The 24,029-nt window shown below is 69.1% G+C and carries 16 protein-coding genes; 11 read left to right on the plus strand and 5 right to left on the minus strand.

The window, feature by feature from the left end; genetic code table 11:
• The first annotated feature begins 133 nt into the window (after positions 1-133).
• The 9 genes from ABZ664_RS05340 to ABZ664_RS05380 all read left to right on the plus strand — a co-directional run bounded on the left by ABZ664_RS05340 (position 134) and on the right by ABZ664_RS05380 (position 16,945).
• Positions 134-649, plus strand: a complete 516-nt coding sequence (locus tag ABZ664_RS05340) for a GNAT family protein (RefSeq protein ID WP_362503266.1) — start codon at positions 134-136, stop codon at positions 647-649.
• Between the two features lie 105 nt (positions 650-754).
• Complete coding sequence (locus ABZ664_RS05345) at positions 755-1,759, plus strand: LacI family DNA-binding transcriptional regulator (protein ID WP_362503269.1); 1,005 nt, start codon at positions 755-757, stop codon at positions 1,757-1,759.
• Positions 1,746-3,143, plus strand: a complete 1,398-nt coding sequence (locus ABZ664_RS05350; protein WP_362503272.1) for a serine/threonine-protein kinase — start codon at positions 1,746-1,748, stop codon at positions 3,141-3,143. Before ABZ664_RS05345 ends, ABZ664_RS05350 begins: the two co-directional genes overlap by 14 nt.
• Before the next feature lie 540 nt (positions 3,144-3,683).
• On the plus strand, positions 3,684-5,261 hold the full coding sequence (locus tag ABZ664_RS05355; protein ID WP_362503275.1) for a cellulase family glycosylhydrolase: 1,578 nt from the start codon (positions 3,684-3,686) through the stop codon (positions 5,259-5,261).
• Positions 5,262-5,574: 313 nt separating this feature from the next.
• Positions 5,575-6,789 carry an ice-binding family protein gene (locus ABZ664_RS05360; RefSeq protein WP_362503278.1) on the plus strand — a complete coding sequence of 405 codons (1,215 nt, stop codon included), beginning with the start codon at positions 5,575-5,577 and terminating at the stop codon, positions 6,787-6,789.
• Between the two features lie 445 nt (positions 6,790-7,234).
• Positions 7,235-8,560 carry an ice-binding family protein gene (locus tag ABZ664_RS05365; RefSeq protein WP_362503281.1) on the plus strand — a complete coding sequence of 442 codons (1,326 nt, stop codon included), beginning with the start codon at positions 7,235-7,237 and terminating at the stop codon, positions 8,558-8,560.
• Between the two features lie 716 nt (positions 8,561-9,276).
• Entirely contained in the window at positions 9,277-12,216 is a 2,940-nt protein-coding gene (locus ABZ664_RS05370; protein ID WP_362503284.1) for a glycoside hydrolase family 48 protein, read from the plus strand.
• A gap of 129 nt (positions 12,217-12,345) precedes the next feature.
• Positions 12,346-15,147, plus strand: coding sequence for a glycoside hydrolase family 9 protein (locus tag ABZ664_RS05375; protein WP_362503287.1), 2,802 nt, complete (start codon positions 12,346-12,348; stop codon positions 15,145-15,147).
• 238 nt (positions 15,148-15,385) lie between these two features.
• Positions 15,386-16,945, plus strand: a complete 1,560-nt coding sequence (locus tag ABZ664_RS05380) for a cellulase family glycosylhydrolase (RefSeq protein WP_362503290.1) — start codon at positions 15,386-15,388, stop codon at positions 16,943-16,945.
• A 173-nt stretch (positions 16,946-17,118) separates the two neighbouring features.
• Here the strand turns inward: ABZ664_RS05380 and ABZ664_RS05385 are convergent, their stop codons facing one another.
• The 3 genes from ABZ664_RS05385 to ABZ664_RS05395 form a co-directional block, all read right to left on the minus strand.
• The gene (locus ABZ664_RS05385) at positions 17,119-17,448 is read right to left on the minus strand and encodes a hypothetical protein (RefSeq protein ID WP_362503293.1); all 330 of its coding nucleotides are present in this window, start codon (positions 17,446-17,448) and stop codon (positions 17,119-17,121) included.
• Positions 17,449-17,732: 284 nt separating this feature from the next.
• Positions 17,733-18,371 carry an SGNH/GDSL hydrolase family protein gene (locus tag ABZ664_RS05390; RefSeq protein WP_362503296.1) on the minus strand — a complete coding sequence of 213 codons (639 nt, stop codon included), beginning with the start codon at positions 18,369-18,371 and terminating at the stop codon, positions 17,733-17,735.
• Positions 18,372-18,530: 159 nt separating this feature from the next.
• A complete protein-coding gene (locus tag ABZ664_RS05395; protein ID WP_362503299.1) occupies positions 18,531-19,574 on the minus strand; it encodes a neutral zinc metallopeptidase in 1,044 nt (347 codons plus the stop codon).
• 134 nt (positions 19,575-19,708) lie between these two features.
• Between ABZ664_RS05395 and ABZ664_RS05400 the strand changes: the two genes are divergently transcribed.
• A complete protein-coding gene (locus ABZ664_RS05400; RefSeq protein ID WP_362503302.1) occupies positions 19,709-21,514 on the plus strand; it encodes a DUF2207 domain-containing protein in 1,806 nt (601 codons plus the stop codon).
• A gap of 39 nt (positions 21,515-21,553) precedes the next feature.
• Here the strand turns inward: ABZ664_RS05400 and ABZ664_RS05405 are convergent, their stop codons facing one another.
• Complete coding sequence (locus tag ABZ664_RS05405) at positions 21,554-22,495, minus strand: asparaginase (RefSeq protein WP_362503305.1); 942 nt, start codon at positions 22,493-22,495, stop codon at positions 21,554-21,556.
• A gap of 57 nt (positions 22,496-22,552) precedes the next feature.
• Between ABZ664_RS05405 and dtd the strand changes: the two genes are divergently transcribed.
• Complete coding sequence (gene dtd, locus ABZ664_RS05410) at positions 22,553-22,978, plus strand: D-aminoacyl-tRNA deacylase (protein ID WP_350943120.1); 426 nt, start codon at positions 22,553-22,555, stop codon at positions 22,976-22,978.
• A gap of 53 nt (positions 22,979-23,031) precedes the next feature.
• On the opposite strand, the gene ABZ664_RS05415 is transcribed toward dtd, so the two are convergent.
• On the minus strand, positions 23,032-24,015 hold the full coding sequence (locus ABZ664_RS05415; protein WP_362503309.1) for a glycine cleavage T C-terminal barrel domain-containing protein: 984 nt from the start codon (positions 24,013-24,015) through the stop codon (positions 23,032-23,034).
• Positions 24,016-24,029 lie beyond the last annotated feature (14 nt).

The raw sequence follows: 24,029 nt of genomic DNA on the forward strand, positions 1-24,029 counted from the left end.
ACGGACCCCGGTGGCCCACCCCCGAGCGGGGGTCCGTCGTGCCCTCGCGGGGAATCGGCTTGCCCGGCGGGATTCCTGCCGGTAGACACGCCGAATGATGTTCGCGCGCAAACCCACACTCCCCGGAGAGCATGTGACGCTCCGGCCGGTCGGCCCCGAGCACGTGGACGGCCTCTGGGAGCTGGTCAACGACCCCGAGACCGTCCGGCTGACCGGCTCGCACGGTAAGCCCGACTACGAAGGACTGAAGGCCTGGTACGGCTCGCGGGGCGACATCGACGACCGGCTGGACCTGGCGATCTGCACCGCCGGTGACGACGCCTACGTGGGCGAGATCGTGCTCAACCAGCTCGACGCCGACAATCTCTCCTGCAACCTGCGCATCGCGCTGATCGGCCCCCGGGCGTACGGGAGGGGCTACGGCAGCGAGGCGATCCGGCTCACCCTCGACCATGTCTTCCGCACCACGCCGCTGCATCGGGTGGGCCTGGAGGTTTACGCCTTCAACGAACGGGCCGCGCACGTCTACCGCAAGCTCGGGTTCGTCCAGGAGGGTGTCTGCCGTGACGCCCTGCACCTAAACGGGGAATGGTATGACTCCGTAATCATGTCGATACTTGCCCCTGACTGGGTTGTCAGGGAAATTTGACATACACAAGGTGATTTTTCGGAAACATCTTTTGACACTTCCGAAACAATGCTAGGTTCAATGGGAGCGCTCCCACCTGTGCGGAATCTTGGTGTGGAGGAAGTTATGACCGATCTACCCACACTTGCCCAGGTCGCAGCAGAGGCAGGGGTTTCCCCCGCCACGGCGTCCCGGGTACTCACCGGTTCAGTCAGAGTCAGCACGTCGGCTCGTAGGCAGGTGCATGACGCAATATCGCGTCTTGGTTACGTAAGGCATCGCGCTCCTCGTGGCGGCTCCGGCCGCCGATCCGACCAGGTCGTGGCCATCGTGGTCTGCGAACCCGCGCACCGGTTGTTCACCGAGCCGTTCTACGCGCGGATGATCACGGCTGCGGAGGAGGTCCTCACCGGGCACGGCGTACCCCTCGCCGTGATGACCGCCACGGCGGCCACCTCCACCATCGCCACGCCACCGCTCGTCGCAGGAGGCATCGACGGCGTCCTGTTGATCGCGGCCCGCGACAGGCATCCGCTCGTGGTGACCCTCGCCGCCTCGGGCATTCCCGTACGGAGTGCGGGCCGTCCCCCAGACGGCATCGACCTCCCCCACGTCGACATGGACAACCGCGACGGCGGTCGGCAGGCGGCGGAACACCTGCTGCTCGGCGGCCGGAAGTCCATCGGCGTGATCGCGGGCCCACCCGCCCTTCCGGCCGCTCGCGACCGGCTCGACGGGTTCCTGCAGACCCTCGCCCTGGCCGGGATGACCAGCGTGCCGGTCGCGTACGGCGACTTCAGCCACGCGTCGGGCGTGCACGGCATGCAGTGGCTGTTGCGCAGGATGCCGCACGTCGACGCGGTCTTCGCCGCCTCCGACGTGATGGCCGCCGCCGCGCTGCAGACCCTGCGGCGTGCCGGCCGCCGGGTGCCGGAGGATGTGGCCGTCATCGGGTTCGACGACTCCCCCACCGCCCGGCGGACCTCACCCACGCTCACCACCGTCCGCCAGCCGGTGGAGGAGTTCTCCGCACTCGCCACCCGGCTGTTGCTGCTCTCCATGGGCTCGGCCGGCTCTCCCCGCGACAATCCCGTACTCCCCACTGAGCTGGTGGTCCGTGAGTCCGCCTGACCAGCACGTCGGGCTTCGCGCGGGAGATGTGCTCACCCGCAGGTATCTGTTGCTGGAGCGCATCGCGTGGGGGGGCATGAGCGTCATTTGGCGTGCCTTCGACCAGTCGCTCCAGCGGATGGTCGCCGTCAAGCTGCTGGACGGCGAGCTGGGCCTCGACCGAGGGGAGCGCGAGCTGATCCGCAGGGAGGCGCGTGCCACCGCGCGCCTCATTCACCCCGACGCGATCGAGGTCTACGACTACGGGGAGACCGTGACCTCGCAGGGGCGCCTCGCCGCGTACGTGGTGATGCGCCTGCTGGACGGACGCCCGCTGGCGGACCGGGTCGCCGAGGGCCCGCTGCCGTGGACGGAGGCGGCGACGATCGCCGCCAGGCTGGCCACCGTGCTGGCCGCCGCCCACGAGCGGGGCATCGTGCACCGGGACGTCACCGCCGAGAACGTGCTGCTGACCTCGACCGGCGCCAAGCTGCTCGATTTCGGCATCGCCGCCTTCATCGGGGAGGACGGCGACGACTGGACCTCCGACTACGGGACGCCTCCCTACGTGGCTCCGGAGCGGCTCACCGGCACGGTCGCGGATCCGGCGAGCGACATCTACGCGCTGGGCGTACTGCTGTTCGAGATGCTCACCGGCGCTCCCCCGTACCCGGAACGGACCTGGGAGGAGATCGAGAACGTCCGCAGGGAGGGACCTCCGCCGCTGGCGGAGGTCCCGGGCATGCCCGCGCGGATCAGCGCGCTCTGCCAGGTCTGTCTGTCGCACCGGCCCGAGGCCAGACCCAAGGCCCATGAGGTGGCCGACGGCCTGACCGCGGCCCTCAGGACACCGGCCACCCCCCTGGCCCCGGCGCACTCGGCGGGCAGGGGTGGGCTGGTGCGCTGGGTGGTGGTCGCGACGGTGGCGGCTCTGCTCGCGGGACTCCTGCTGTGGAGCCGGATCTCCGGCTCGCACAACGAGCAGGTGGCCGGTCCGCAGGGTCGCGGGACGGCACCGCCCACGATGCTCGACCCCACAACCGCCTACCCGCAACCGGGCACGAATCCGCAGCCTTCTCCTACTTCTCCTACCCGAAAGTGGGGTGGGCAGATGGCGGAACCGGCGCCCGGGTCGGAGGCGATCCACTCCTACGCACCGAACCTCAACCAGAGTGTGCGGCACTTCAACGCCGTGCTCGCGAAGGGAGAGGACGAGGGCGAGATCCGCCCGGACGTGGCCCTGGACCTGCGGCAGGTGCTGGCCAACAGCGTCTGGGGCTCCGGCGACCTCGACCCGATCCGAAAAAAGATCGCCGAGCGCAACCGGGAGGGCTCGCTGCCAGACGACTTCCGTCACGCCCTGGAGGCCCAGTTGATGCTCGTGGCGGTCGCGTTGACAGGCTAGAAAACCAACCGGCAGGAAAGTCGAAAAACGCGCCCGGGTCCTCTCGATTCTTGAATCGAGAGGACCCGGGCGCCGACTTTGGGAGCCTATCGAATTCGCCGTTTTCGACATCGCCGGTGAAACCTCGGGCGAACACCGACGCCCGATCGAGAGGGATTCCCGGCCACCTTTCATCCTTGACAGGATCGGCGCCGCCAAGCGGTCGCCGCCGTTTTCACCGGACGGTCGGAACGCGCTCCATTCGACGGCGGGTCGAGGTCGCACACGCCGAAGGGGATTCACCGACGGTGACCGCCGCCCTGGACGCCGGGTGTGGGAGAGGCGGTCCGGCACGGTGAAACTTTCACGGAACGACAGGTGCGCCGAGGTCGCACAGGGCGAGTTGGGACGGGGTGCGGGCGTGGCATCGGGGCGAACCGGTTCCCACGGTGGTTGACGGGAGCGGGGCGGGCGCCGAACCATGGCGATCGCGTCCGGCCGCACCTTTCGATCGCGAGGTTCCCACCCCGCGAACAGATCACGTCCTTGAAGGGCCCTTCCATGAAAGTCCTGCGTGTTCGCAGGTGGCCGGCGGCGCTCGCGGCGCTCGCGGTCACCTCGGCGCTGGCGGTCGCGCTCGGCTCCTCCCCGGCCGGTGCCGCGGGCGGGACCGGCACCGGCTACCTGCGCACCTCCGGCAACAAGATCGTCGACAGTACGGGGGCGACCGTCCGGCTGACCGGTATCAACTGGTTCGGCATGGAGACCGACAACAAGACCTTCCACGGGTTGTGGTCGAACAACCCGTGGAGAGGCCAGATCGACAAGATGGCCTCGCTCGGTTACAACACCCTCCGCGTACCGTTCTCCAACGACGCGCTCAAGCCCGGCGCGGTCGCCAGCGGCGTGAACGACTTCGTCAACCCCGACCTGGTCGGCAACAGCCCGCTGCAGATCCTCGACAAGGTCATCGCGTACGCCGGAAGCAAGGGCATGCGGATCATCCTCGACCGGCATCGGCCGACCGCCGCCGGGCAGTCGCCGCTGTGGTACGTGCCCGCGACGCCGGAGAGCACCTGGATCAACGACTGGAAGGCACTCGCCCAGCGGTACGCGGGCAACACCACCGTCATCGGCGCCGACCTGCACAACGAGCCGCACGCCGAGGGCACCAACCCGGCCGCGACCGGGGCGTGCTGGGGCTGTGGGGACACCGCCCGCGACTGGCGACTCGCCGCCGAGCGGGCGGGCAACGCGGTGCTCTCGGTCAACCCCAACTGGCTGATCTTCGTTGAGGGCGTGAGCTGCCCGAGCGGGGGCCTGTCCAACGTCTGGGACAACGACCCGAGCAACGACGAGGACTGCGGCTGGTGGGGCGGCAACCTGTCGAAGGCCGGGGAGTTCCCGGTGCGGCTGAACGTGGCGAACCGGCTGGTCTACTCGCCACACGACTACGCCACCTCGGTCTACCGCCAGGCGTGGTTCGACGCGCCGAACTATCCGGCGAACCTGCCCGCGGTCTGGGACAGGTACTGGGGCTACCTCTACAAGCAGAACATCGCCCCGATCATGCTCGGCGAGTTCGGGACCACCATGCAGGCGGCCGTGGACAAGGTCTGGCTCCAGGAGTTGATGAAGTACCTGGGCACCGGGGTGAACGGGATGTCGTTCACCTACTGGTCGTGGAACCCCAACTCGGGTGACACCGGTGGTATCGCCAAGGACGACTGGAGCTCGATCAACCAAGACAAGCAGGACATCCTCCAGCCGTACCTGATCGCACCGGTCGGCGGGGGCGGCACAGGTACACCCACACCGACCCCGACACCGACGCCGGGCTCCGCGGCCTGCGAAACGTCTTACGCGCTCACGAACTCCTGGTCGGGAGGTTTCCAGGCAGCGCTGACCGTGAAGAACACCGGAACCTCGGCCTGGAACAACTGGTCGGTGCGCTGGACCCTGCCGTCCGGGGTGACACTCGGCAGCGGCTGGAACGCCACCGTCACGCAGAGCGGGACCACCTTCACCGCGAAGGCCCCGAGCCACGCGACCAGTCTCGCGGCGGGCCAGTCCGTCGTCGTCGGATTCACCGCCAACGGACCCTCCACCCCCGGCGCGTCCGGCATCACCTGCACCTGACCGCGCACCTTTGATGCACCGTCGATCCCGCACCCGGTCCTGACGCGTCATCTCGTCGGACCATCGAGGGCGTGCCGCCGAGCGGCACGCCCTCTGTTCGTTTCACCCACCGGAGGGCAGCCCCGCCCCGGATCGAGATATTCCGGGAAACAACACGGCCATATCTCTCTAATATGAGCCGATAACCACGCAATAAAGCATCCCGCATGTCGTATAACAGGTACGACACCGCCGATCAGTAGGGTCAGAGAAAATGGCGCATCATCGGCAATGCGTCTGGACGGAGAAATACCAAAAAGAAAAGGAAAGCATTGTGACAAGAGTTGGTCACTCGCATACCGCTTCGCGAAATGCCGCTCGTTCCTGGCAGGCCGGATTCCTGACCGTCGCGTTCACACTGGGCTGTGTCGTCGCGACCCCGCACACGGCGAACGCGGCGACACCGCCGCTCGGCACCGCCGCGAACTTCGCGGTCCTGGCGGGGACGGTGACCACCAACACCGGCCCCACCGTGGTCACCGGGGACCTCGGGGTGAGCCCGGGATCGGTGGTCACCGGCTTCCCGCCCGGCATCGTGGTCGGTGCCGTCCACGCCGCCGACGCCACCGCCGCGCAGGCCCAACTCGACCTGACCGCCGCCTACGACGACGCGGCGGGACAGCCCGTCGACGCCACCCTCCCGACGGAGCTCGGTGGGACCACCGTGACCCCCGGTGCCTACGACTCCGCCACGGGCGCCTTCGCGATCACCGGGGAGTTCACCCTCGACGGACAGAACGACCCGAACGCCGTCTTCATCCTCAAGACGACCTCCGACCTCGTCACCACCTCCGCCAGCACGGTGAACCTCGTCAACGGCGCCCAGGCATGCAACGTCTTCTGGCAGGTCGGCGGCTCGGCCACGCTCGGCCCCGGCTCCAGCTTCGCCGGAAACATCCTCGCGCTGATCTCGATCACCGTGGCCACCGGCGCGAACGTCGCCGGCCGTCTCCTCGCCCGCGAAGGCGCCGTCACCCTGGACACCGGCATCGTCACGACGGCCGACTGCGCGGTCTCACCACCGAGGGAGACCGCCACCACGCTGGCCACGGCGTGCTCGCGGAGGGGGGCGGGCCGGCTCGTCCTCACCGCGAACGTCATACCATCCGGGCCCACCGCACCCACGGGATCGGCCGAGTTCTTCTCCGACGGGGTGAGCCTGGGTACGGCCCCGATCGGAACGAACGGCCGCACCCTCCTGCCGGTGACCGGCATCGAACCGGGAACCCACCTGCTCGTGGCCGCCTTCCCCGGCAACACGGACCTGGATCCCAGCGCCTCGACACCGCAGCCCCTCGTCGTCGGCCGGAACGCTCTCTGCCCGGCCCAGGCTCAGGCGCAGACGACGGCGGCGGGGAACAGAAAGAACAAGGGTGGCCAGAGCATCAAAAACAGGCAGCACAGCGGCAACGCGATCAAGATAAGGGACCGTAAGCGTGGGCATCACCGCCACCGCTCGTGGGCCAGGTGCTGCCGCCACCCGCGTTAGCGCCCCGCGCCGGAAGCCCATCCGCCGCGTCCGGGCACCCCGTGTGTGTCGTCTCCCGGGCCGTGTCCGGGCACCCGGCGCATCTCGTCTCCCGGACCGTGTCCGGCCTTCCCGTGCCCCGGGACCATCGAGGGCGTGCCGCCTGGCGGCACGCCCTCTCGTGATGAGCGGGGGCGTCCTACGGCGATCATTCGGCGCGGGAAATCGTCGGACGTGGACGCTCACGGCAGAGGTGCGAGGCCCACGGACGCCACAGCATTCCCTTGGATATCCACACAAACAATAACATGGCCGTATTTTCATGACGCTCATCGCGGGCAACGCGACAAAACAATCCGCATGTCGTACGACGACCGCGACGCCAAAGGTCAGTAGTGTCGGAAAAACGGCGCATCATAGGCAATGCGCATGAACGGAGAAATACCAAAAAGAAAAGGAAAGCATTGTGACAAGAATTGGTCACTCACGTATTGTCGCTCGAACTACCGTCCGCTCCTGGCTGACAGGGGCACTCACCGTCGCGGTCACGCTGGGCTGTGTCGCCGCGACCCCGCACACGGCCCACGCGGCGAACACGACGCGTCAGACCGACCCGGTGCACACGGCGACCACAGCGCACCCGACGCCCGAGACGGACGCGATGGCACCGGTGCAGCTCGGCACGGCCACGAACTTCGCGATCCTGGCGGGAAAGACGGTCACCAACACCGGTTCCGGCGTCGTCACCGGCGAGCTGGGGGTGAGCCCGGGATCGGTGGCCACCGGCTTCCCGCCCGGCGTCATGGCCGGTGCCGTCTACACGGCCGACCCCGTCGCCGCACAGGCGCAGATCGACCTGACCACCGCCTACAAGAACGTGGCGGGGCGGCGCGGCACCGCCTCCCTCCCCGCGCAGCTCGGGGGGACCACCGTGAAGCCGGGCGTCTACAACTCCGTCTCGGGCGCTTTCCAGCTCGCCGGGGAGCTGACCCTCGACGGTCAGGGGAACCCGAACGCTCTCTTCGTCCTGCGAGCACCCGGCCTGATCACCGCGCCCGCCAGCACGGTGAGCCTCGTCAACGGCGCCCAGGCGTGCAACGTCTTCTGGCAGGTCGACGGCTCGGCCACACTGGGGGCCGGCTCCGGCTTCGTCGGAAACATCCTCGCGCTGACCTCGATCACCACGGCCGACGGCACGACCGTGAACGGCCGCCTTCTGGCCCGCGAGGGCAGCATCAGCATGGACGGCACCACCGTCACACGATCCGCCTGCACGGTCGTGCCGCCGAGGAAGACCTCCACCAAGCTGGCCGCGTTCTGCGATCCGGAAGCGCCGGGTCACCTCACTCTCGTCGCGAGCGTCACCTCCTCGGGGCCGGTCCCTCCGGCAGGGCCTGTCGAGTTCTTCGCCAACGGGGTGAGCCAGGACAGGACCCAGTCCGACGCCACCGGCCGCGCGACCCTGATCGTGTCCCAGGTACCGCAACGAACCCATGAGTTCGTGGCCGCCTTCGCGGGCACGAACCGACTCGATCCCAGTTCCTCGCCGGTCCTGACCATGGTCGTCGGCCCCAAGGGGGTCTGCCCGGCGTCAACGGTGAGTCCGGCCTCCACCGGCGCCGGCCCCCTCTCCTCGGGCGGCACGGGCAACGCGGGCGACGCGCGCGACGACAAGAAACGCAACCGGAGCACCATTACATATCCGCCCAGGAAAAAAATGTTCAAGGCAAAGAACCGGGAGCGCAACCGTCACCGGCACCCACGGTCCGGACACTATCGCCATCAGCGCTGAAAGACCGGAGGAGAACATGTTCTCGACCCCCGAAGACGCCGGAGGATTTGGAGTCTTCGGATGCCTCCGAGAGTCGGAGACCCCTGAAAGGTGAAGCGATCGGCCGGGGTTCGAAAAATGGAGAATTCCCGAGGAGCGACGCCCGGGAATTCCCAGGAGGCACGAAAGCGCACTGCTTTTCCTGTCACGGCTCTTCCTCGTCGCTCGCCTTTCCCGGTCGCCGTCGCCGGCCGGGGTGAGGCCCCATGAGAGCCACCCGCCGCCCGGCGCCGGCGAAGCCGCCCCGCCGGCCGGTGAGGCGTAGCACTTGACGGAGGGAAGGGCAGGCCGTCGCACAGCCCGCCGCGTGCCACCGAACACACCGGACGCGCGGGCCGTCACGCGCCCGCCCGAGACGCCGGGACCCGTGTGGATCGGTGGCCGCCCTGGGCTGCGGGCCCGGGGGTGGAGACACCCGCACAAACAAGCACTCGGCTGGAAAGATCAACAGCTCTGAAACTTTCACGGTTCGGAAAAAAGGCCGACCGGATCACAGCAGCCTGGCGGCATGGGCCGTGAAACATCGACGTAACCGGAGGCACATGCCATTGACATCCCGTTCACCGTCTCCAGAATCCTTTATGGGAGCGCTCCCACCCCCTCTCTCCCTTGCTTGATCCGATGCGGTGTCACCACCAGCGGATTCGCATCGATCCACACTCACGGAGGCCCATTTCATGCATCTGTTCCCCATCAAAGCGGGAGCGCTCCCACGCTTCCGGAGACGGATCACCGCACTGGTGTTACTCAGCCTGGCGGCCGGGACGACCACCGCACTGGCGGCCTCCCCTGCCCTCGCGGCGGTCTCCTGCGATGTGACGTACGCCACCAACGACTGGCAGGGCGGCTTCACCGCCAACGTGACCGTCAAGAACCTGGGTGACCCGCTGACCGGCTGGACCCTCGGATTCGCCTTCCCGACGAGCACCCAGAGGATCTCCCAGGGCTGGAGCGCCACTTGGGCGCAGAGCGGTCAGAACGTCACCGCGAAGAACCTCGACTGGAACGGCAACCTGGCCACCGGCGCCTCGACCAGCATCGGCTTCAACGGCAGCTGGTCGGGTTCCAACCCCAAGCCGACCTCCTTCACGATCAACGGCACCACCTGTGGGGGGACCAACCCCGTCAACCAGCCGCCCACCGCGAGCATCACCAGCCCGGCGGCCGGCGCCACCTTCGCCGCACCCGCGACGGTGGCGATCGCCGCGAACGCGACCGACAGTGACGGCACCGTTTCCAAGGTCGACTTCTACAACGGCACCACGCTGCTGGGCACCGACACCACCGCGCCGTACACCTACAGCTGGGCGAACGTCGCCGCCGGAAGCTACTCCCTCACCGCGAGGGCGACCGACGACAAGGGGGCGACGACCACCTCCAACCCGGTGGGGATCACCGTCAGCGCCAACTCGGACCCCGCCGTGCTCGTCACCCCGGCCACGGTCGCCGTCCCCGAGGGCGGCAACGCCGACCTCGCGGTGAAGCTCTCCCGGGCCCCGTCCTCAAACGTCACCGTGACGACCGCGAGGACGAGCGGTGACACCGACCTCACGGTCGCCTCCGGCGCGTCGCTGACCTTCACCACCTCCAACTGGAACACGGCGCAGACGGTACGGCTCGCGGCGGCGGAAGACGCCGACCAGACCTCCGGCAGCGCGGTGTTCACCTCCAGCGCCACCGGCCACACCTCGGCCACGACGACCGCCACCGAGGTCGACAACGACTCGGGCGGCGGCGACAACGAGTACATCCAGCGCTTCATCACGATGTACAACAAGCTCAAGGATCCGGCGAACGGCTACTTCTCGCCGGAGGGCGTGCCCTACCACTCCGTCGAGACCTTCCTGGTCGAGGCTCCGGACCACGGGCACGAGACCACCTCCGAGGCCTACAGCTACTACCTGTGGCTGGAGGCGGCGTACGGCAAGGTGACCGGCGACTGGACCAAGTTCAACGCGGCCTGGGCCTCGATGGAGAAGTACATCATCCCGGCCACGGCCGACCAGCCGACCAACTCCACCTACAACCCGTCCAAGCCCGCCACGTACGCCGGCGAGTGGGACGACATCAAGCAGTACCCGTCCAAGCTGGACAGCGGCGTGAGCGTCGGCGTCGACCCGATCGCGAACGAGCTCAAGACGGCGTACGGCACCAGCGACATCTACGGCATGCACTGGCTGCTGGACGTGGACAACACCTACGGCTTCGGCCGCTGCGGTGACGGGACCACCAAGCCCGCGTACATCAACACCTACCAGCGCGGTCCTGAGGAGTCGGTCTTCGAGACCATTCCGCAGCCGTCCTGCGACACCTTCAAGCACGGCGGCACGAACGGGTTCCTGGACCTGTTCACCGGCGACAGCGCGTACGCCAAGCAGTGGAAGTACACCAACGCCCCCGACGCCGACGCCCGCGCCGTCCAGGTCGCCTACTGGGCGCACACCTGGGCCACGGAGCAGGGCAAGGCCTCGCAGGTCTCGTCCACGATCTCCAAGGCCGCGAAGATGGGCGACTACCTGCGCTACGCGATGTACGACAAGTACTTCAAGAAGCAGGGTTGCACCAGCACCGGATGCCCGGCCGGAACCGGCAAGGACAGCTCGGCCTACCTGCTGAGCTGGTACTACGCCTGGGGTGGCGCCTACGACACCTCCGCCGGTTGGTCCTGGCGGATCGGTTCCAGCCACAACCACTCCGGTTACCAGAACCCGATGGCCGCGTGGGTGCTGTCCAGCGTGGACGCGCTCAAGCCCAAGGGCGCGACCGCCGTTCAGGACTGGACCACCAGCACCAAGCGACAGATGGAGTTCTACCGCTGGCTCCAGTCGAGCGAGGGCGCGATCGCCGGTGGCGCCACCAACAGCTGGCAGGGCCACTACGCGGCCCCGCCGTCGACGCTGCCCACCTTCTACGGGATGGCCTACGACTGGCAGCCGGTCTACCACGACCCGCCGTCCAACCAGTGGTTCGGCTTCCAGGCGTGGTCGCTGGAGCGGGTCGCGGAGCTCTACTACGCGACCGGTAACGCCGACGCCAAGATCGTCCTGGACAAGTGGGTCAAGTGGGCCACCGACAACACCACGATCAACGCCGACGGGACCTACCAGATCCCCTCGACGCTGATCTGGACCGGCCAGCCCAACACCTGGAACCCGGACAACCCCACGGCCAACACCAACCTGCACGTGAGCATCAGGGACTACACGACCGACGTGGGCGTGGCGGGCTCGTACGCCAAGGTGCTGATGTACTACGCGGCCAAGTCCGGCAACGCCACGGCCAAGACCGTCGCCAAGGGTCTGCTCGACGGCATGTGGCGTAACAACCAGGACGCCAAGGGCGTCTCGGTCGTCGAGACCAAGGCCGACTACAACCGCCTCAACGACCCGGTCTACGTGCCCCCGGGCTGGACCGGCAAGATGCCCAACGGCGACGTGATCAACTCCAACTCGACCTTCCTGTCCATCCGGTCCTTCTACAAGAACGACCCGGACTGGCCGAAGGTGGACGCCTACCTGAAGGGCACGGGCCCCGCCCCGTCCTTCAACTACCACCGGTTCTGGGCGCAGGTGGACGTCGCCGTCGCCCTCGCCGAGTACGGCCGCCTCTTCCCCTGACCACCCGCCCCCCGGGTCCGGCTCTCCCCCGGGCCGGACCCGGGCTCTACCCCCTGAGACCTCGGGGCGTGACGGTACCCCTGACCTGCCGTCACGCCCCGAGCACCACCTCCGAGAGGCGCACCCCCCATGAAGAAGACCCTGGCGGCGCTCGCGCTGCTGGCGTTGGCGGCCGTGCCGGTGACAGTGTCCGCCACCGGCGCCCAGGCCGCGGCGCCCGCCTTCGCGTACGGCGAGGCGCTGCAGAAGTCCCTCTGGTTCTACGAGGCCCAGCAGTCGGGGCCGCTGCCGAGCTGGAACCGCGTCAGCTGGCGTGGCCCCTCCGGGCTCGGCGACGGCCAGGACGTCGGTCGTGACCTGACCGGTGGCTGGTACGACGCGGGCGACCACGTCAAGTTCGGCCTGCCGATGGCGGCCAGCGCGACGATGCTGGCCTGGGGCGCGGTGGAGTACCGCGACGCGTACGCCTCCTCGGGGCAACTCACCCACCTGCTGAACAACCTCAAGTTCGTCAACGACTACTTCATCAAGGCCCACCCGTCGGCGAACGTGCTGTACGGGCAGGTCGGCAACGGCGGCAAGGACCACGCCTGGTGGGGCCCCGCCGAGGCGATGCAGATGGAGCGGCCCTCTTACAAGATCGACGCCTCGTGCGGGGGGTCGGACCTGGCCGGCGAGACGGCGGCGGCGATGGCGGCCTCCTCGATCGTCTTCCGTCCGACGGATCCGACTTACGCCGACACGCTGGTGACGCACGCCAAGCAGCTCTACACCTTCGCCGACACCGTGCGGAAGAAGTACAGCGACTGCATCACCGACGCGTCGGGCTACTACCAGTCGTGGAGCGGCTACAACGACGAGCTGGTCTGGGGCGCGATCTGGCTGTACCGGGCCACCCAGGAGGCCTCCTACCTGGCCAAGGCGGAGTCGTACTACGACAACCTCGGCACCGAGCCGCAGTCCACCATCAAGTCATACAAGTGGACGATCGCCTGGGACGACAAGTCCTACGGCGCCTACGTGCTGCTGAACAAGCTGACCGGCAAGCAGAAATACCTCGACGACGCCAACCGCTGGCTCGACTTCTGGACGGTCGGCGTGAACGGGCAGCGGGTGAAGTACTCCCCCGGCGGCCACGCGGTGCTCGACAGATGGGGGTCGTTGCGCTACGCGGCCAACACCTCGTTCGCCGCGCTCGTCCACTCCGACTCGATCACCGACGCGACGCGGAAGGCGCGGTACCACGACTTCGCGGTCAGGCAGATCAACTACGCCCTCGGTGACAACCCGCGCAACTCCTCGTACATGATCGGGTTCGGTGCGAACCCGCCGAAGAACCCGCACCACCGCACCGCGCACGGCTCGTGGACCGACCAGATGACCAACCCGGTCGAGACCCGGCACACCCTGTACGGTGCCCTCGTCGGCGGCCCGCCCGACCCCGACGACAAGTACACCGACAAGCGCGACGACTACGTGATGAACGAGGTCGCCACCGACTACAACGCGGGCTTCACCAGTGCCCTCGCCCGCCTGTACCGCGAGTACGGCGGAGCCCCGGCCGCGAACTTCCCCGTCGCCGAGACCCCCGACGGCCCCGAGATCTTCGTCGAGGCCGGGGTGAACGCCACGGGCTCGACGTTCACCGAGATCAAGGCGATCGTGAGGAACCAGTCGGCCTGGCCGGCGCGCGCGCTGACCAACGGCTCCTTCCGCTACTACTTCACCCTCGACGGCAGCACGACCGCGAGCCAGGTCTCCGTGACGTCCGCCTACAACCAGTGCAAGGCGCCGACCGGGCCGACCCTGCTGTCCGGGAAGACCTACTACGTCACCGTCGACTGTTCGAACACCTCGATCGCCCCCGCGGGCCAGTCGCAGCACCGGCGCGAGGTGCAGTTCCGCATCGCCAGCACCGGGACGTGGGACCCGTCCAACGACTGGTCGTACACCGGTATCCCCACCACGCCGGGCGCGACCCCGGTGCGGACGCAGAACATGACGGTCTACGCGGGAACGACGAAGATCTGGGGCAACCCGCCCGGTGACGAGCCTGCGGACACCGTGGCGCCGTCGCGGCCGGGCAAGCCCACCGTCTCCGCGATCACCGGCAGCGGTGCCACCCTGACCTGGACGGCCTCGACCGACAACGTGGGCGTCGTCGGCTACGACGTCTATCAGGGGACGACGAAGGTCGCCACCGCCACCACCACCACGTACGCCCTCACCGGCCTCACCCCCGCGACGGCCTACACCGTCTCCGTGGTGGCCAAGGACGCGGCCGGCAACTCCTCCACCGCCTCGGAAAGCACCGCCTTCACCACGACGACGGCCCCGGAGAACGACACCGAGGCGCCGTCGAGGCCGGGCAAGCCCACCGTCTCCGCGATCACCGGCAGCGGTGCCACCCTGACCTGGACGGCCTCGACCGACAACGTGGGCGTCGTCGGCTACGACGTCTACCGGGGAACGACGAAGGTCGCCACCGCCACCACCACCACGTACGCCCTCACCGGCCTCACCCCCGCGACGGCCTACACCGTCTCCGTGGTGGCCAAGGACGCGGCCGGCAACTCCTCCACCGCCTCGGAAAGCACCACGTTCACCACGACGACGGCCCCGGTGGGCGGCTGTACGGCCACGTACACGGTCACCAGCAGCTGGCAGGGCGCCTTCCAGGGAGACGTCACCGTCACGAACGCGGGCACTTCGGCGATCACCGGCTGGACGGTGACCTGGAAGTTCCCCAACGGTCAGACGATCAGCCAGCTCTGGAGCGGCACGCACACCCAGACGGGCGCGGACGTCTCCGTCAGGAACGCGGCCTGGAACGGGACCCTCGCTCCGAACGCCTCGACGTCCTTCGGGTTCACCGCGACCCAGAGCGGCACCAACGGCGTTCCCACCCCGGTGAACTGCACCACCGGCTGACCTTCGTTCCGACCACCCCCGCACCGACCTCCGACCGTCCGCACCGCGAACCGGCACCCCGATCCGACCGTCTCCACCACCCGCCGGCACCTCGCGCTGACCCCCGACCGTCCACACCGCGAACCGATTCCCGCTCCCTAGCAAGGCGTCCGTCTCTCCCCCACGGACGCCTCCTCGCCCCCGGCCGGGCGCGACGACCCCTCCGCCCGGCCGGGCACCCCCCCAATCGAGGTAGGTCATGCGAATCAAACTGGCGCTGCTCCTGGCGCTCCTTCTCCCGTTCGTCGTCTCCATACCGCCCGCCCACGCCGCCGTGGGCCTCCGCGTGAGCGGTACGCGGATCCTTGAGGCGAACGGCAACGCCTTCGTCATGCGGGGAACCAGCCACGCGCACACCTGGTACCCGACCCAGACCGGCTCGTTCGCGGGCATCAAGTCACTCGGCGCGAACACCGTCAGGGTGGTGCTCAGCGGCGGCCGGTGGACCGCGAACAGCGCCTCCGACGTGGCGAACGTCGTCTCGCTCTGCAAGCAGAACAAGCTCATCTGTGTCCTGGAAAATCATGACACCACCGGGTATGGCGAGCAGGCCGGCGCGTACACCCTCGACCAGGCCGTGGACTACTGGATCAGCGTCAAGAACTCGATCGTCGGCCAGGAGGACTACGTCGTCCTCAACATCGGCAACGAACCCATCGGCAACAACGCGACCACCCCGAACTGGACCCAGGCCACCTCGGCCGCGATCGCCCGGCTGCGGAGCAACGGGTTCCAGCACCTGATCATGGTTGACGCGCCGAACTGGGGCCAGGACTGGAGCTTCACCATGCGTGACAGCGCCTCCACGGTCTTCGCCGCCGACCCGCAGCGCAACACGGTCTTCTCCGTCCACATGTACGGGGTGTTCGACACGGCCGCCGAGGTCACCTCCTACATGCAGGCGTTCCAGACCGCGGGACTGCCGCTGGTGATCGGCGAGTTCGGCTTCGACCACTCCGACGGCAACCCGGACGAGGACACGATCATGGCCCAGGCCCAGGCCAGGGGCATCGGCTACCTCGGCTGGTCCTGGAGCGGCAACAGCGGCGGCGTCGAGTATCTCGACCAGGTGACCAACTTCAACGTCGCCAGCCTCACTCCCTGGGGACAGCGCCTGTTCAACGGGGCGAACGGCATCGCGCAGACCTCCGTCGAGGCCACGATCTACGGGGGCACCACCACCCCGGACACCCAGGCGCCGACCAGGCCCGGCACGCCCACCGCCTCGGACATCACCTCGACCGGTGCCCGGCTGTCCTGGACCGCCTCCACCGACAACCGCGCGGTCACCGGCTACGACGTCTTCCGGGGAACCACCAAGCTCGGTTCGTCCGCGACCAACTCGATCACCCTGACCGGGCTCACCCCGCAGACCGCCTACACCGTCACCGTCGTCGCCCGCGACGCGGCGGGGAACACCTCCACCGCCTCACCGGCGGCGACCTTCACGACCACCGCGACCCCGCCGAGCGGCTGCACCTCGACCTACCAGACGACCAACCACTGGCAGGGGGGCTTCCAGGGCGAGGTCACCATCCGCTGCACCTCGGCCGTCACCGGCTGGCGGACCGTCCTCACCTATCCCTCGGGCGTGAACATCAGCCAGGCGTGGAGCGCCACCCTCTCCGCCGCTCCCCCGGTCTTCACCTTCACCAACGCCGCCTGGAACGGATCCATCCCCGCGGGAGGGTCCACCACCTTCGGCTTCATCGGTAGCTGGTCGGGCACGGGCACCCCGCCCACCCCCGCCATCTCCTAGCCGTACCCCCAGGCGTCCCTGCCCGCGTCTGCGACTCCCGGCCGCAGACCGGACGATGAGACCACCGTCATCGGCGGTCTCACCGCGGCCCCGTGGCCGGTTCACACCGGCCACGGGGCTTTTCGCATCGCGCCCGGATCCGGGCGCGCATGCTCCCGAATCGGGAGGTCCGGTCAGTCGTCGAGCCCGAAGAAGCGGCCGCTACTGTTCCTGTTCGACAGGAAGTTGTGGTTGTTGTTCTGGTTGTTGATCCTTAGCTTGAAGCGCTGGTGGCCACCACCGTGCCGGCCCCAGCCCCCTCCCCAGCCGCCGCAACCGCCGCCGCCGCAACCGCAGCGGCGGCCACAGCCACCGCCCCCCCAGGTCGGGAAGGCCGCCGCGGTGACCGCGGCGGTCGACGCGGCGGCGCTCGCGGCGGCGGTCGCCGCCCCCACGCCGACGACCCCTCCGGTCAGCGCCACGGTGAAGGCGAGCCCGGTGATGACACTCTTGAACTTGGGCATTGCTTTTCCCCTCGAAAGGTTCAATTACCCCGATTACCGACATTTCTGGATCAGTCGGAAATCACCTAGAGATGGATGAATGCAAGCCATCCCGCTTGTCATACTTTCCTGCCATGTCTGCCCATAAACGGTATTTCAATCCTTTTGCACAGCGATTGTCCGCTTATGACAGTTATTAAACTCCGGCAGATGGTTTTATGGTGAAATGTCCTTTATGTTCCATGAGGGCCGACGCCCGTCTGCTACCAGACCTTCCGTCCCCGGTCGGCCGATCCCCGTCCCTCTCAGGAAGGACGCGCGTCGATGCCGTGCCTGTGCAGCGTGGAGACCATCCAGCGCGAGAGACGTACATGGCCGACGAGGGTGGGGTGAACGCCGTCGGGCAGCACCGCTCCGCGCCCCCAGCCCCGGCCGTGCGGGCCGAGGGCCTCGAACGGGTCGAGGAAGGACACCTCCTGCCGGTCGGCGGCGAGCGCGACGGCCTCCCGCACGCCGTAGGCCCACCGGGGTGCCTTCGTCATCCAGATCGGACCGACCAGCACGATCCTGGTGTGCGGCCACCTCCGCCTGGCCAGCTCCACCAGCCGGACGGCCGCGTTCTCGACCCTCGCGGCCTCGACCCGGCGGTCGTTGCGTCCTCCGGAGATGATGAGCATGTCGGGCTCGGGACGCCAGGAGAGCTCCTTGACGAAGGAGTCCTGGAAGGTCCGGCCCACCCTGCCGGGGTTGACGAAGCCCGTCCCCGCGGCGCCCGCGGTGATCAGCTGCCAGCCCAGCTCCCGCGCGACCCGGGCCGCGTAGCCGTCCCATCCTCGTACCGGCCCCGACCCGACCGTGAAGCTGTCACCGACGATCATGACGAGCGGGGCCCGGGACGGCCAGGCGGGCGGGGATTTCGTACCGGCGGTCATCGGCGTGGCCACACCGCTTCCAGTGCTACATCCCGAAATAAGGGAAGAAATCGCTACAAGGAATGCGGCCGCGAACGCCCACGGTCGGCTACGTACGGGCGCGCGCATACCACCTCAGGAAACGTCAGGCTCCCGACATGATTGCAGATGTCCACCGGTGGTGGGGAGGGGTCAGCTGACATCGGAAGGGCCGACGGACCAGGTGTTGCAGTAGGCGATCCTGGCGTACTTCCAGCCATGGTCGAGCCAGGCGGCGTAGCGCTCGCCGCTGCCGTGGTCGCGCCGGGCACCGCCGTTCTGGTCGTCACCGCGCCCGTACTCGGTGCGCAGGACCTCCTGCCAGCGGGCGTTGGTGACTCCCAGCGGGACCCGTACGGTGCGGGCGAAGGCTCCGGCGAGGCACTGCGCCTGGAGTTCGCTGCGGCGGGAGTGGGAGTCCTGGGCGGCACGGGACCTGTTGGAGACCTCCCACCACCAGGCTCCGCCGATACCCGCCATGCTCTGCACGTGGTGCGCGTACTCGTGGGCGAGCACGGTCATGTAGGGCACGTGGTTGGCGGCGGGGTCGAGGGCGCCGCTCTGCTCGATCACATGGCTCAGGCCGATGTACATGCCCCGGTTGGACGGGCAGTAGTAGGCGGAGGCGTTGGCGTCGGGGTATGTCCCGCAGGGTCCTCGCCCCTGACGGGACCAGTAGACCCTGCGCGCCGGGAGGAAGAGCGCGCCGGCCTGGGAGAACTTCGCCGACCACGCCCGGTCCAGGCAGTCGGTGACGGCGTTGAGATAGGAGAGCATCTCGCGGGGCCGGGTCGAGGGCCGCGGGGCACGGCACGAGGTGGGGCGCATCAGGCCCGTGCCGTACAGCGGGTTGCGCTTGAGCCGGGCCGCGGTGTCCGAACGCCGCATCTGGCGGAGGTCGACGGCGGCGCTCCTTCCCGCGGCGTTCCGTTTCGCGGCGACCGGCATGATCTCGGCGTCGCCCAGGGAGCCGAGGTTCAGCTTCTCCGGCGGGGTGAAGTCCGGCGTGGTGATCTCGCTGTCACCCGTCTGCTGGGGGACGGCGCTCCTCGTCGCCACCGGGGCGGTCCCCGGCCCGGCGGGAAGCTCGACATCCTTCTCACCGGCCAGGCTCGCGATCACCACGACCGCGGTGAACGCCGTGGCCAGCACGCCGAGCACGCCGAAGGCCAGCGGGTTCGCCCCCCGTGAGCGCATGCGACCGCCCCTCCAAAGAGTTGATCTACGGGCGGCAATCTAGCGGATATAACCACATATGGGTTTATAAGCGGGAAAAAATGGATACGAGGTGGGCCGTCACAGGTCGGTGGATCTCGCTAAGCTCCCGGCACATGGCGGCATCTTTCTCGCACCGAGCAGCCGGAACCCTGGCCACGACGGCCATCCTCGCGCTCACGCTCGGCACGTCCCTCGCCCTCGCGTCCCCCGCCCTGGCGAGCGGCCCGACCGGAGCGGAGTCCCCCCGGACCGGGCGGACCGGAGCGGAGCCCCCCAAGGCCGGGTGGACCGGGTCGGAGCCCCACTCCTCTCGGACCGGACGGAGCATCGTCCAGGCGGCACGCCCCGCGCAGGCCGTACGCTCCGCGCAGGACGGCAAGGTGACCAGCACGACCGTCCAGCTGGAGCTCCGGCAGGACGGCGTGCTCCACGTCAAGGAGGAGATCGTCTTCGAGGGTGACGCGCCGTCGCGCGACCTCGTCGCCCGGACCCGCTACGACGATCGCAGCGACCGCCTCTACCAGGTCACCGGCCTCAAGGGCGACGCCACGCTGACCGAGGGGACCATCACCCTGAAGGGATCGGGAAGCGCCACCCTGGAGTACGACGTCCAGGGCGCCGTCACACCGCTCGCCGACGCCCAGGAGCTGCGCTGGTACGCGGTGGGCGCCTGGTCCGTTCCCGTGGAGCAGGCCAGGGTCAGCGTGAGCGGGCCGGCCGCGACACAGAACCTGTCGTGCTTCGCCGGCCCCCTCACCTCGGCGATCGCCTGCACCGAGGCGTCCATGGACCACACGGGCGTCGCCGCCGAGTTCGGGCAGCAGGACCTCGGCGCCGGTGAGGTGCTCACCGTGGTCGTCGGTTACCCCGCCGGCGCCACCAAGGGGGCACCGGTCCTGGAGCGCCGCTTCGAGCTGTCCAACGCCTTCACCCTGAACGCCGTCACCGGCGGCGCGCTGGCCGGCCTGCTCCTGCTGATGCTCGGCGGCCTCGGCCTCCTCTACTGGACCAGGGGCCGCGACGCCCGCGTGGTCGGCCACGAGTCGGGCTCGCTCAGCGGCGTCGAGAACGGCCACTTCGCCCCGCCGGACGGTGTCCGCCCCGGCCAGATCGGCACCCTCATGGACGAGCAGGCCGACGTGATCGACGTGACCGCCACGATCGTCGACCTGGCCGTGCGGGGCTACCTCAGGATCGACGAACAGCCCCGGCAGACGTACGAGACCCCCGACTGGCGGCTCGTGCGGATGCCCGCGGCCCAGGTCGACCCGCTGCTGCCCTACGAGCGGGAGCTCTACGACGCCATCTTCGACGGCCGTGACGCGGTGCTGCTCTCGGAGCTCCAGGGATCGTTCGGAGCCAAGCTGGGCAGGGTCCGCGAGGCGCTCTACCGCGACGTGGTCACGCAGGGCTGGTTCGCCCGCCGCCCCGACACCGTCCGCACCCGCTGGACGACCCTCGGGGTGGTCCTCACCGGGCTCGGCGTCCTCGCCACCGTCGGGCTGGCCTGGCTCACCACGTACGGGGTGCTCGGCCTGGCCCTGATCATCGCCGGTGCCGCCCTCGCCGTAGGCGGCCAGTACATGCCCGCCAAGACCGCGAAGGGCGCGGGCGCCCTCGCCCACACCCTCGGCTTCAGGGAGTATCTGTCCAGCGCCGACCTCGGCGCGGACGTCCCCGAGGCCCAGCGGGTGGAGCTGTTCTCCCGCTACCTGCCCTACGCCGTCATCTTCGACAACGTCGACCGCTGGGCCCGCGTGGTCTCCTCGGTCACCGGCAACGGCCAGCAGGCCGACAACCTGTACTGGTATCACGGCCCGGCCGAGTGGGACCTGTCCAGGTTCGCCGACTCGATGCGGACCTTCACCATGTCCACCTCGGGGGCGATCTCCACCACCCGCCAGTTCCGCTCCCTGTGAGAGCCGCCGTACGCGAGCCCGTACGCGAGCCCGCGGCGACTACCGCACGCGGACCTCGCCCACCGGACGCCCTCCGCCGAGCACGACCCCGGTGGCGAGTTCGTCGAGTCCCGGGGCCTCGAAGCCGAGGGCGGTCAGGGCCGCGACGGTGACCGGGACGCGGGCGCGCTGGCCACCGTCCTCGATCTTGACGGTTCCCGAGCGCCCGTCGGTGAAGACGAAGGCGTCGAAGGCCTCCGCGCCGGCCTTGACCAGCAGCCCAGGGACCGCCCGCATCAGCCTGGCCTCGGGGCGGGTGGTCCCCGACGTCCACTCGGGGTGGGCGCGGAACGCGTCGGCGACGCGACGCTCCGGGGAGTCGGGATCGGCGAGGACGAGGGCTCGGAACGCCCGGGTCACGCCCAGCATCGAGACGAAGAACAGCGGTGCGCCGCAACCGTCCACCCCGCTCGCGGCGACGCGCTCACCGGTCAGCTCCTCGACCGTGGCGCGCACGGCCCGCTGCAGCGGATGCGCCGGGTCGAGGTAGCCCTCCGGGGGCCAGCCGTTGGCCACGCAGGTGGCGAGCATCGCCGCGTGCTTGCCCGAGCAGTTCATGTAGACCCTGGCCCGGCCCCCTCCCGAGCGCAGCACCTCCTCGCGGGAGGCGACGTCCTCCGGCAGGTCCGCAGGACAGCCGAGCGCGCTCTCCTCCAGCCCCGCCCCGGCCAGGATCCTCCGTACCCCGTCCACGTGGAACGGCTCCCCCACGTGACTCGCGCACGCCAGCGCGAGCAACTCCCCCTCCAGGGGGAGCCCGGCGCGGACCATCGCGAGCACCTGCAGGGGCTTCATGGACGAACGCGGCGACACCAGGGCGTCCACCGCCCCGTGAACCCTCACCAGCGACCCGTCGGCGGCCACCGCGAGCATCCGCGCCCGATGGGTGGACTCCACGAACCCCGAGCGGACAACCTCGACGAACAATGACTCAGCAGACACCTTTGTCTCCTTTCGCCCGAAGTCTAGGGACGCCCGGGGACACGGGATGATGGGGGGATGCGTGCGGTCGTACAGCGGGTGAGTTCCGCGTCGGTGGTGGTGGACGGCGCGACGGTCGGGGCGATCGACGAACCGGGGCTGCTCGTCCTGGTCGGCGTGACCCATACCGACACGCGCGCCGAGGCGGCCAGGCTCGCCGCCAAGCTCTGGGGCCTGCGGATCCTCTCAGGCGAGAAGTCCTGCTCCGACATCGGCGCGCCACTGCTGGTGGTCAGCCAGTTCACCCTGTACGGCGACGCCCGCAAGGGCCGCCGCCCCACCTGGCAGGCCGCCGCCCCTGGGCCGGTCGCCGAACCGCTGGTGGAGGCGGTCTGCGCCGAACTGCGCGCGCTGGGCGCCCGCGTGGAGACCGGGGTGTTCGGTGCCGACATGAAGGTCGGACTGACCAACGACGGCCCGATCACCCTGATCCTGGACATCTGACCCCCGCGCCCCGAAGACCATGGCCGGGACGCGACGCCGTCAGATGTCGGGGGTCAGCGGATGCGGCGGCGCAGGCTCGGGTCGATCTGGACGTTGCGTCCGGCGTCCGGCGGCACGATGACTTCCTGGGACGCGGCCACTCCTGCGGCCTCCAGCGTGGCGTCCACCGGCACGGTCCGCTTGACCACGGCGAGCGCGACCGGCCCCAGCTCGTGATGGCGCGCCGAACTCCCCACGAAACCGACCTCCACCCCGTCCAGGGTGACCGGCGCACCGTGCTTGGGCAGGGTGTCGACACTGCCGTCCAAGTGCAGGAAGACCAGACGGCGGGGCGGATGGCCCAGGTTGTGGACTCGGGCCACGGTCTCCTGGCCCTTGTAGCAGCCCTTGTTGAGGTGCAGGGCCGAGCCGATCCAGCCCACCTCGTGCGGGATCGTCTTGTGGTCGGTCTCGAACCCCAGGCGGGGACGGTGCCCCTCGATCCGCAACGCCTCGTACGCCCAGAGCCCGGCGAGCCCCAGCCCGAGCCGCCCTGCCAGCAGTTCGCGCGGGAGCAGGATGTCCTGCCCCACGGCGACGGCGCCCTCGGGCAGGTCTGGACGCGCCTGCCCCGCCACGGAGACCACGGCGTAGCGATCCGTCACGTCGGCGACCTCGACCCTCAGCATGAACCGCATCTTGTCGAGGAACGCGGCCACCTCCGCGCCGGTGCCCGGCTCGACGTGGGCCCACACCGCCTCGCCGTCGTCGACGAGGACGAGATGGTGCTCCACCCTGCCCTGGGCGTCCAGCAGGAGCGTCTCGGTGGGCTGACCGGGTTTCAGGTCGTCGAGTTTCTGCGAGCTGAGGCTGTTGAGCCAGCTCAGCCGGTCGGGTCCGAAGATCCGGACGACCTCGCGGTTGCTCCGGTCGACCATCGCCTCCCCGGCGAGCAGCGCGCGCTGCTCGGCGAACGGGTCGCCGTAGTGTCCGGCGACGTCGGCGTCGGGGCTCTCGGCCGCGACCGCGCCGGGAGTGTCCAGCAGAGGGCTTCGCATGAACACAGCCTACG

The organism is Streptosporangium sp. NPDC006930 (genome assembly GCF_040635605.1).
In the GTDB taxonomy this organism is placed as follows: Bacteria; Actinomycetota; Actinomycetes; order Streptosporangiales; family Streptosporangiaceae; genus Streptosporangium.

Coding starts and splice junctions, on each gene's coding strand:
- ABZ664_RS05345 (WP_362503269.1), top strand. CDS start 755: ATGACCGATCTACCCACACTTGCCCAGGTCGCAGCAGAGGCAGGGGTT.
- ABZ664_RS05355 (WP_362503275.1), top strand. CDS start 3,684: ATGAAAGTCCTGCGTGTTCGCAGGTGGCCGGCGGCGCTCGCGGCGCTC.
- ABZ664_RS05370 (WP_362503284.1), top strand. CDS start 9,277: ATGCATCTGTTCCCCATCAAAGCGGGAGCGCTCCCACGCTTCCGGAGA.
- ABZ664_RS05375 (WP_362503287.1), top strand. CDS start 12,346: ATGAAGAAGACCCTGGCGGCGCTCGCGCTGCTGGCGTTGGCGGCCGTG.
- ABZ664_RS05380 (WP_362503290.1), top strand. CDS start 15,386: ATGCGAATCAAACTGGCGCTGCTCCTGGCGCTCCTTCTCCCGTTCGTC.
- ABZ664_RS05385 (WP_362503293.1), bottom strand. CDS start 17,448: ATGCCCAAGTTCAAGAGTGTCATCACCGGGCTCGCCTTCACCGTGGCG.
- ABZ664_RS05395 (WP_362503299.1), bottom strand. CDS start 19,574: ATGCGCTCACGGGGGGCGAACCCGCTGGCCTTCGGCGTGCTCGGCGTG.
- ABZ664_RS05400 (WP_362503302.1), top strand. CDS start 19,709: ATGGCGGCATCTTTCTCGCACCGAGCAGCCGGAACCCTGGCCACGACG.
- dtd (WP_350943120.1), top strand. CDS start 22,553: ATGCGTGCGGTCGTACAGCGGGTGAGTTCCGCGTCGGTGGTGGTGGAC.
- ABZ664_RS05415 (WP_362503309.1), bottom strand. CDS start 24,015: ATGCGAAGCCCTCTGCTGGACACTCCCGGCGCGGTCGCGGCCGAGAGC.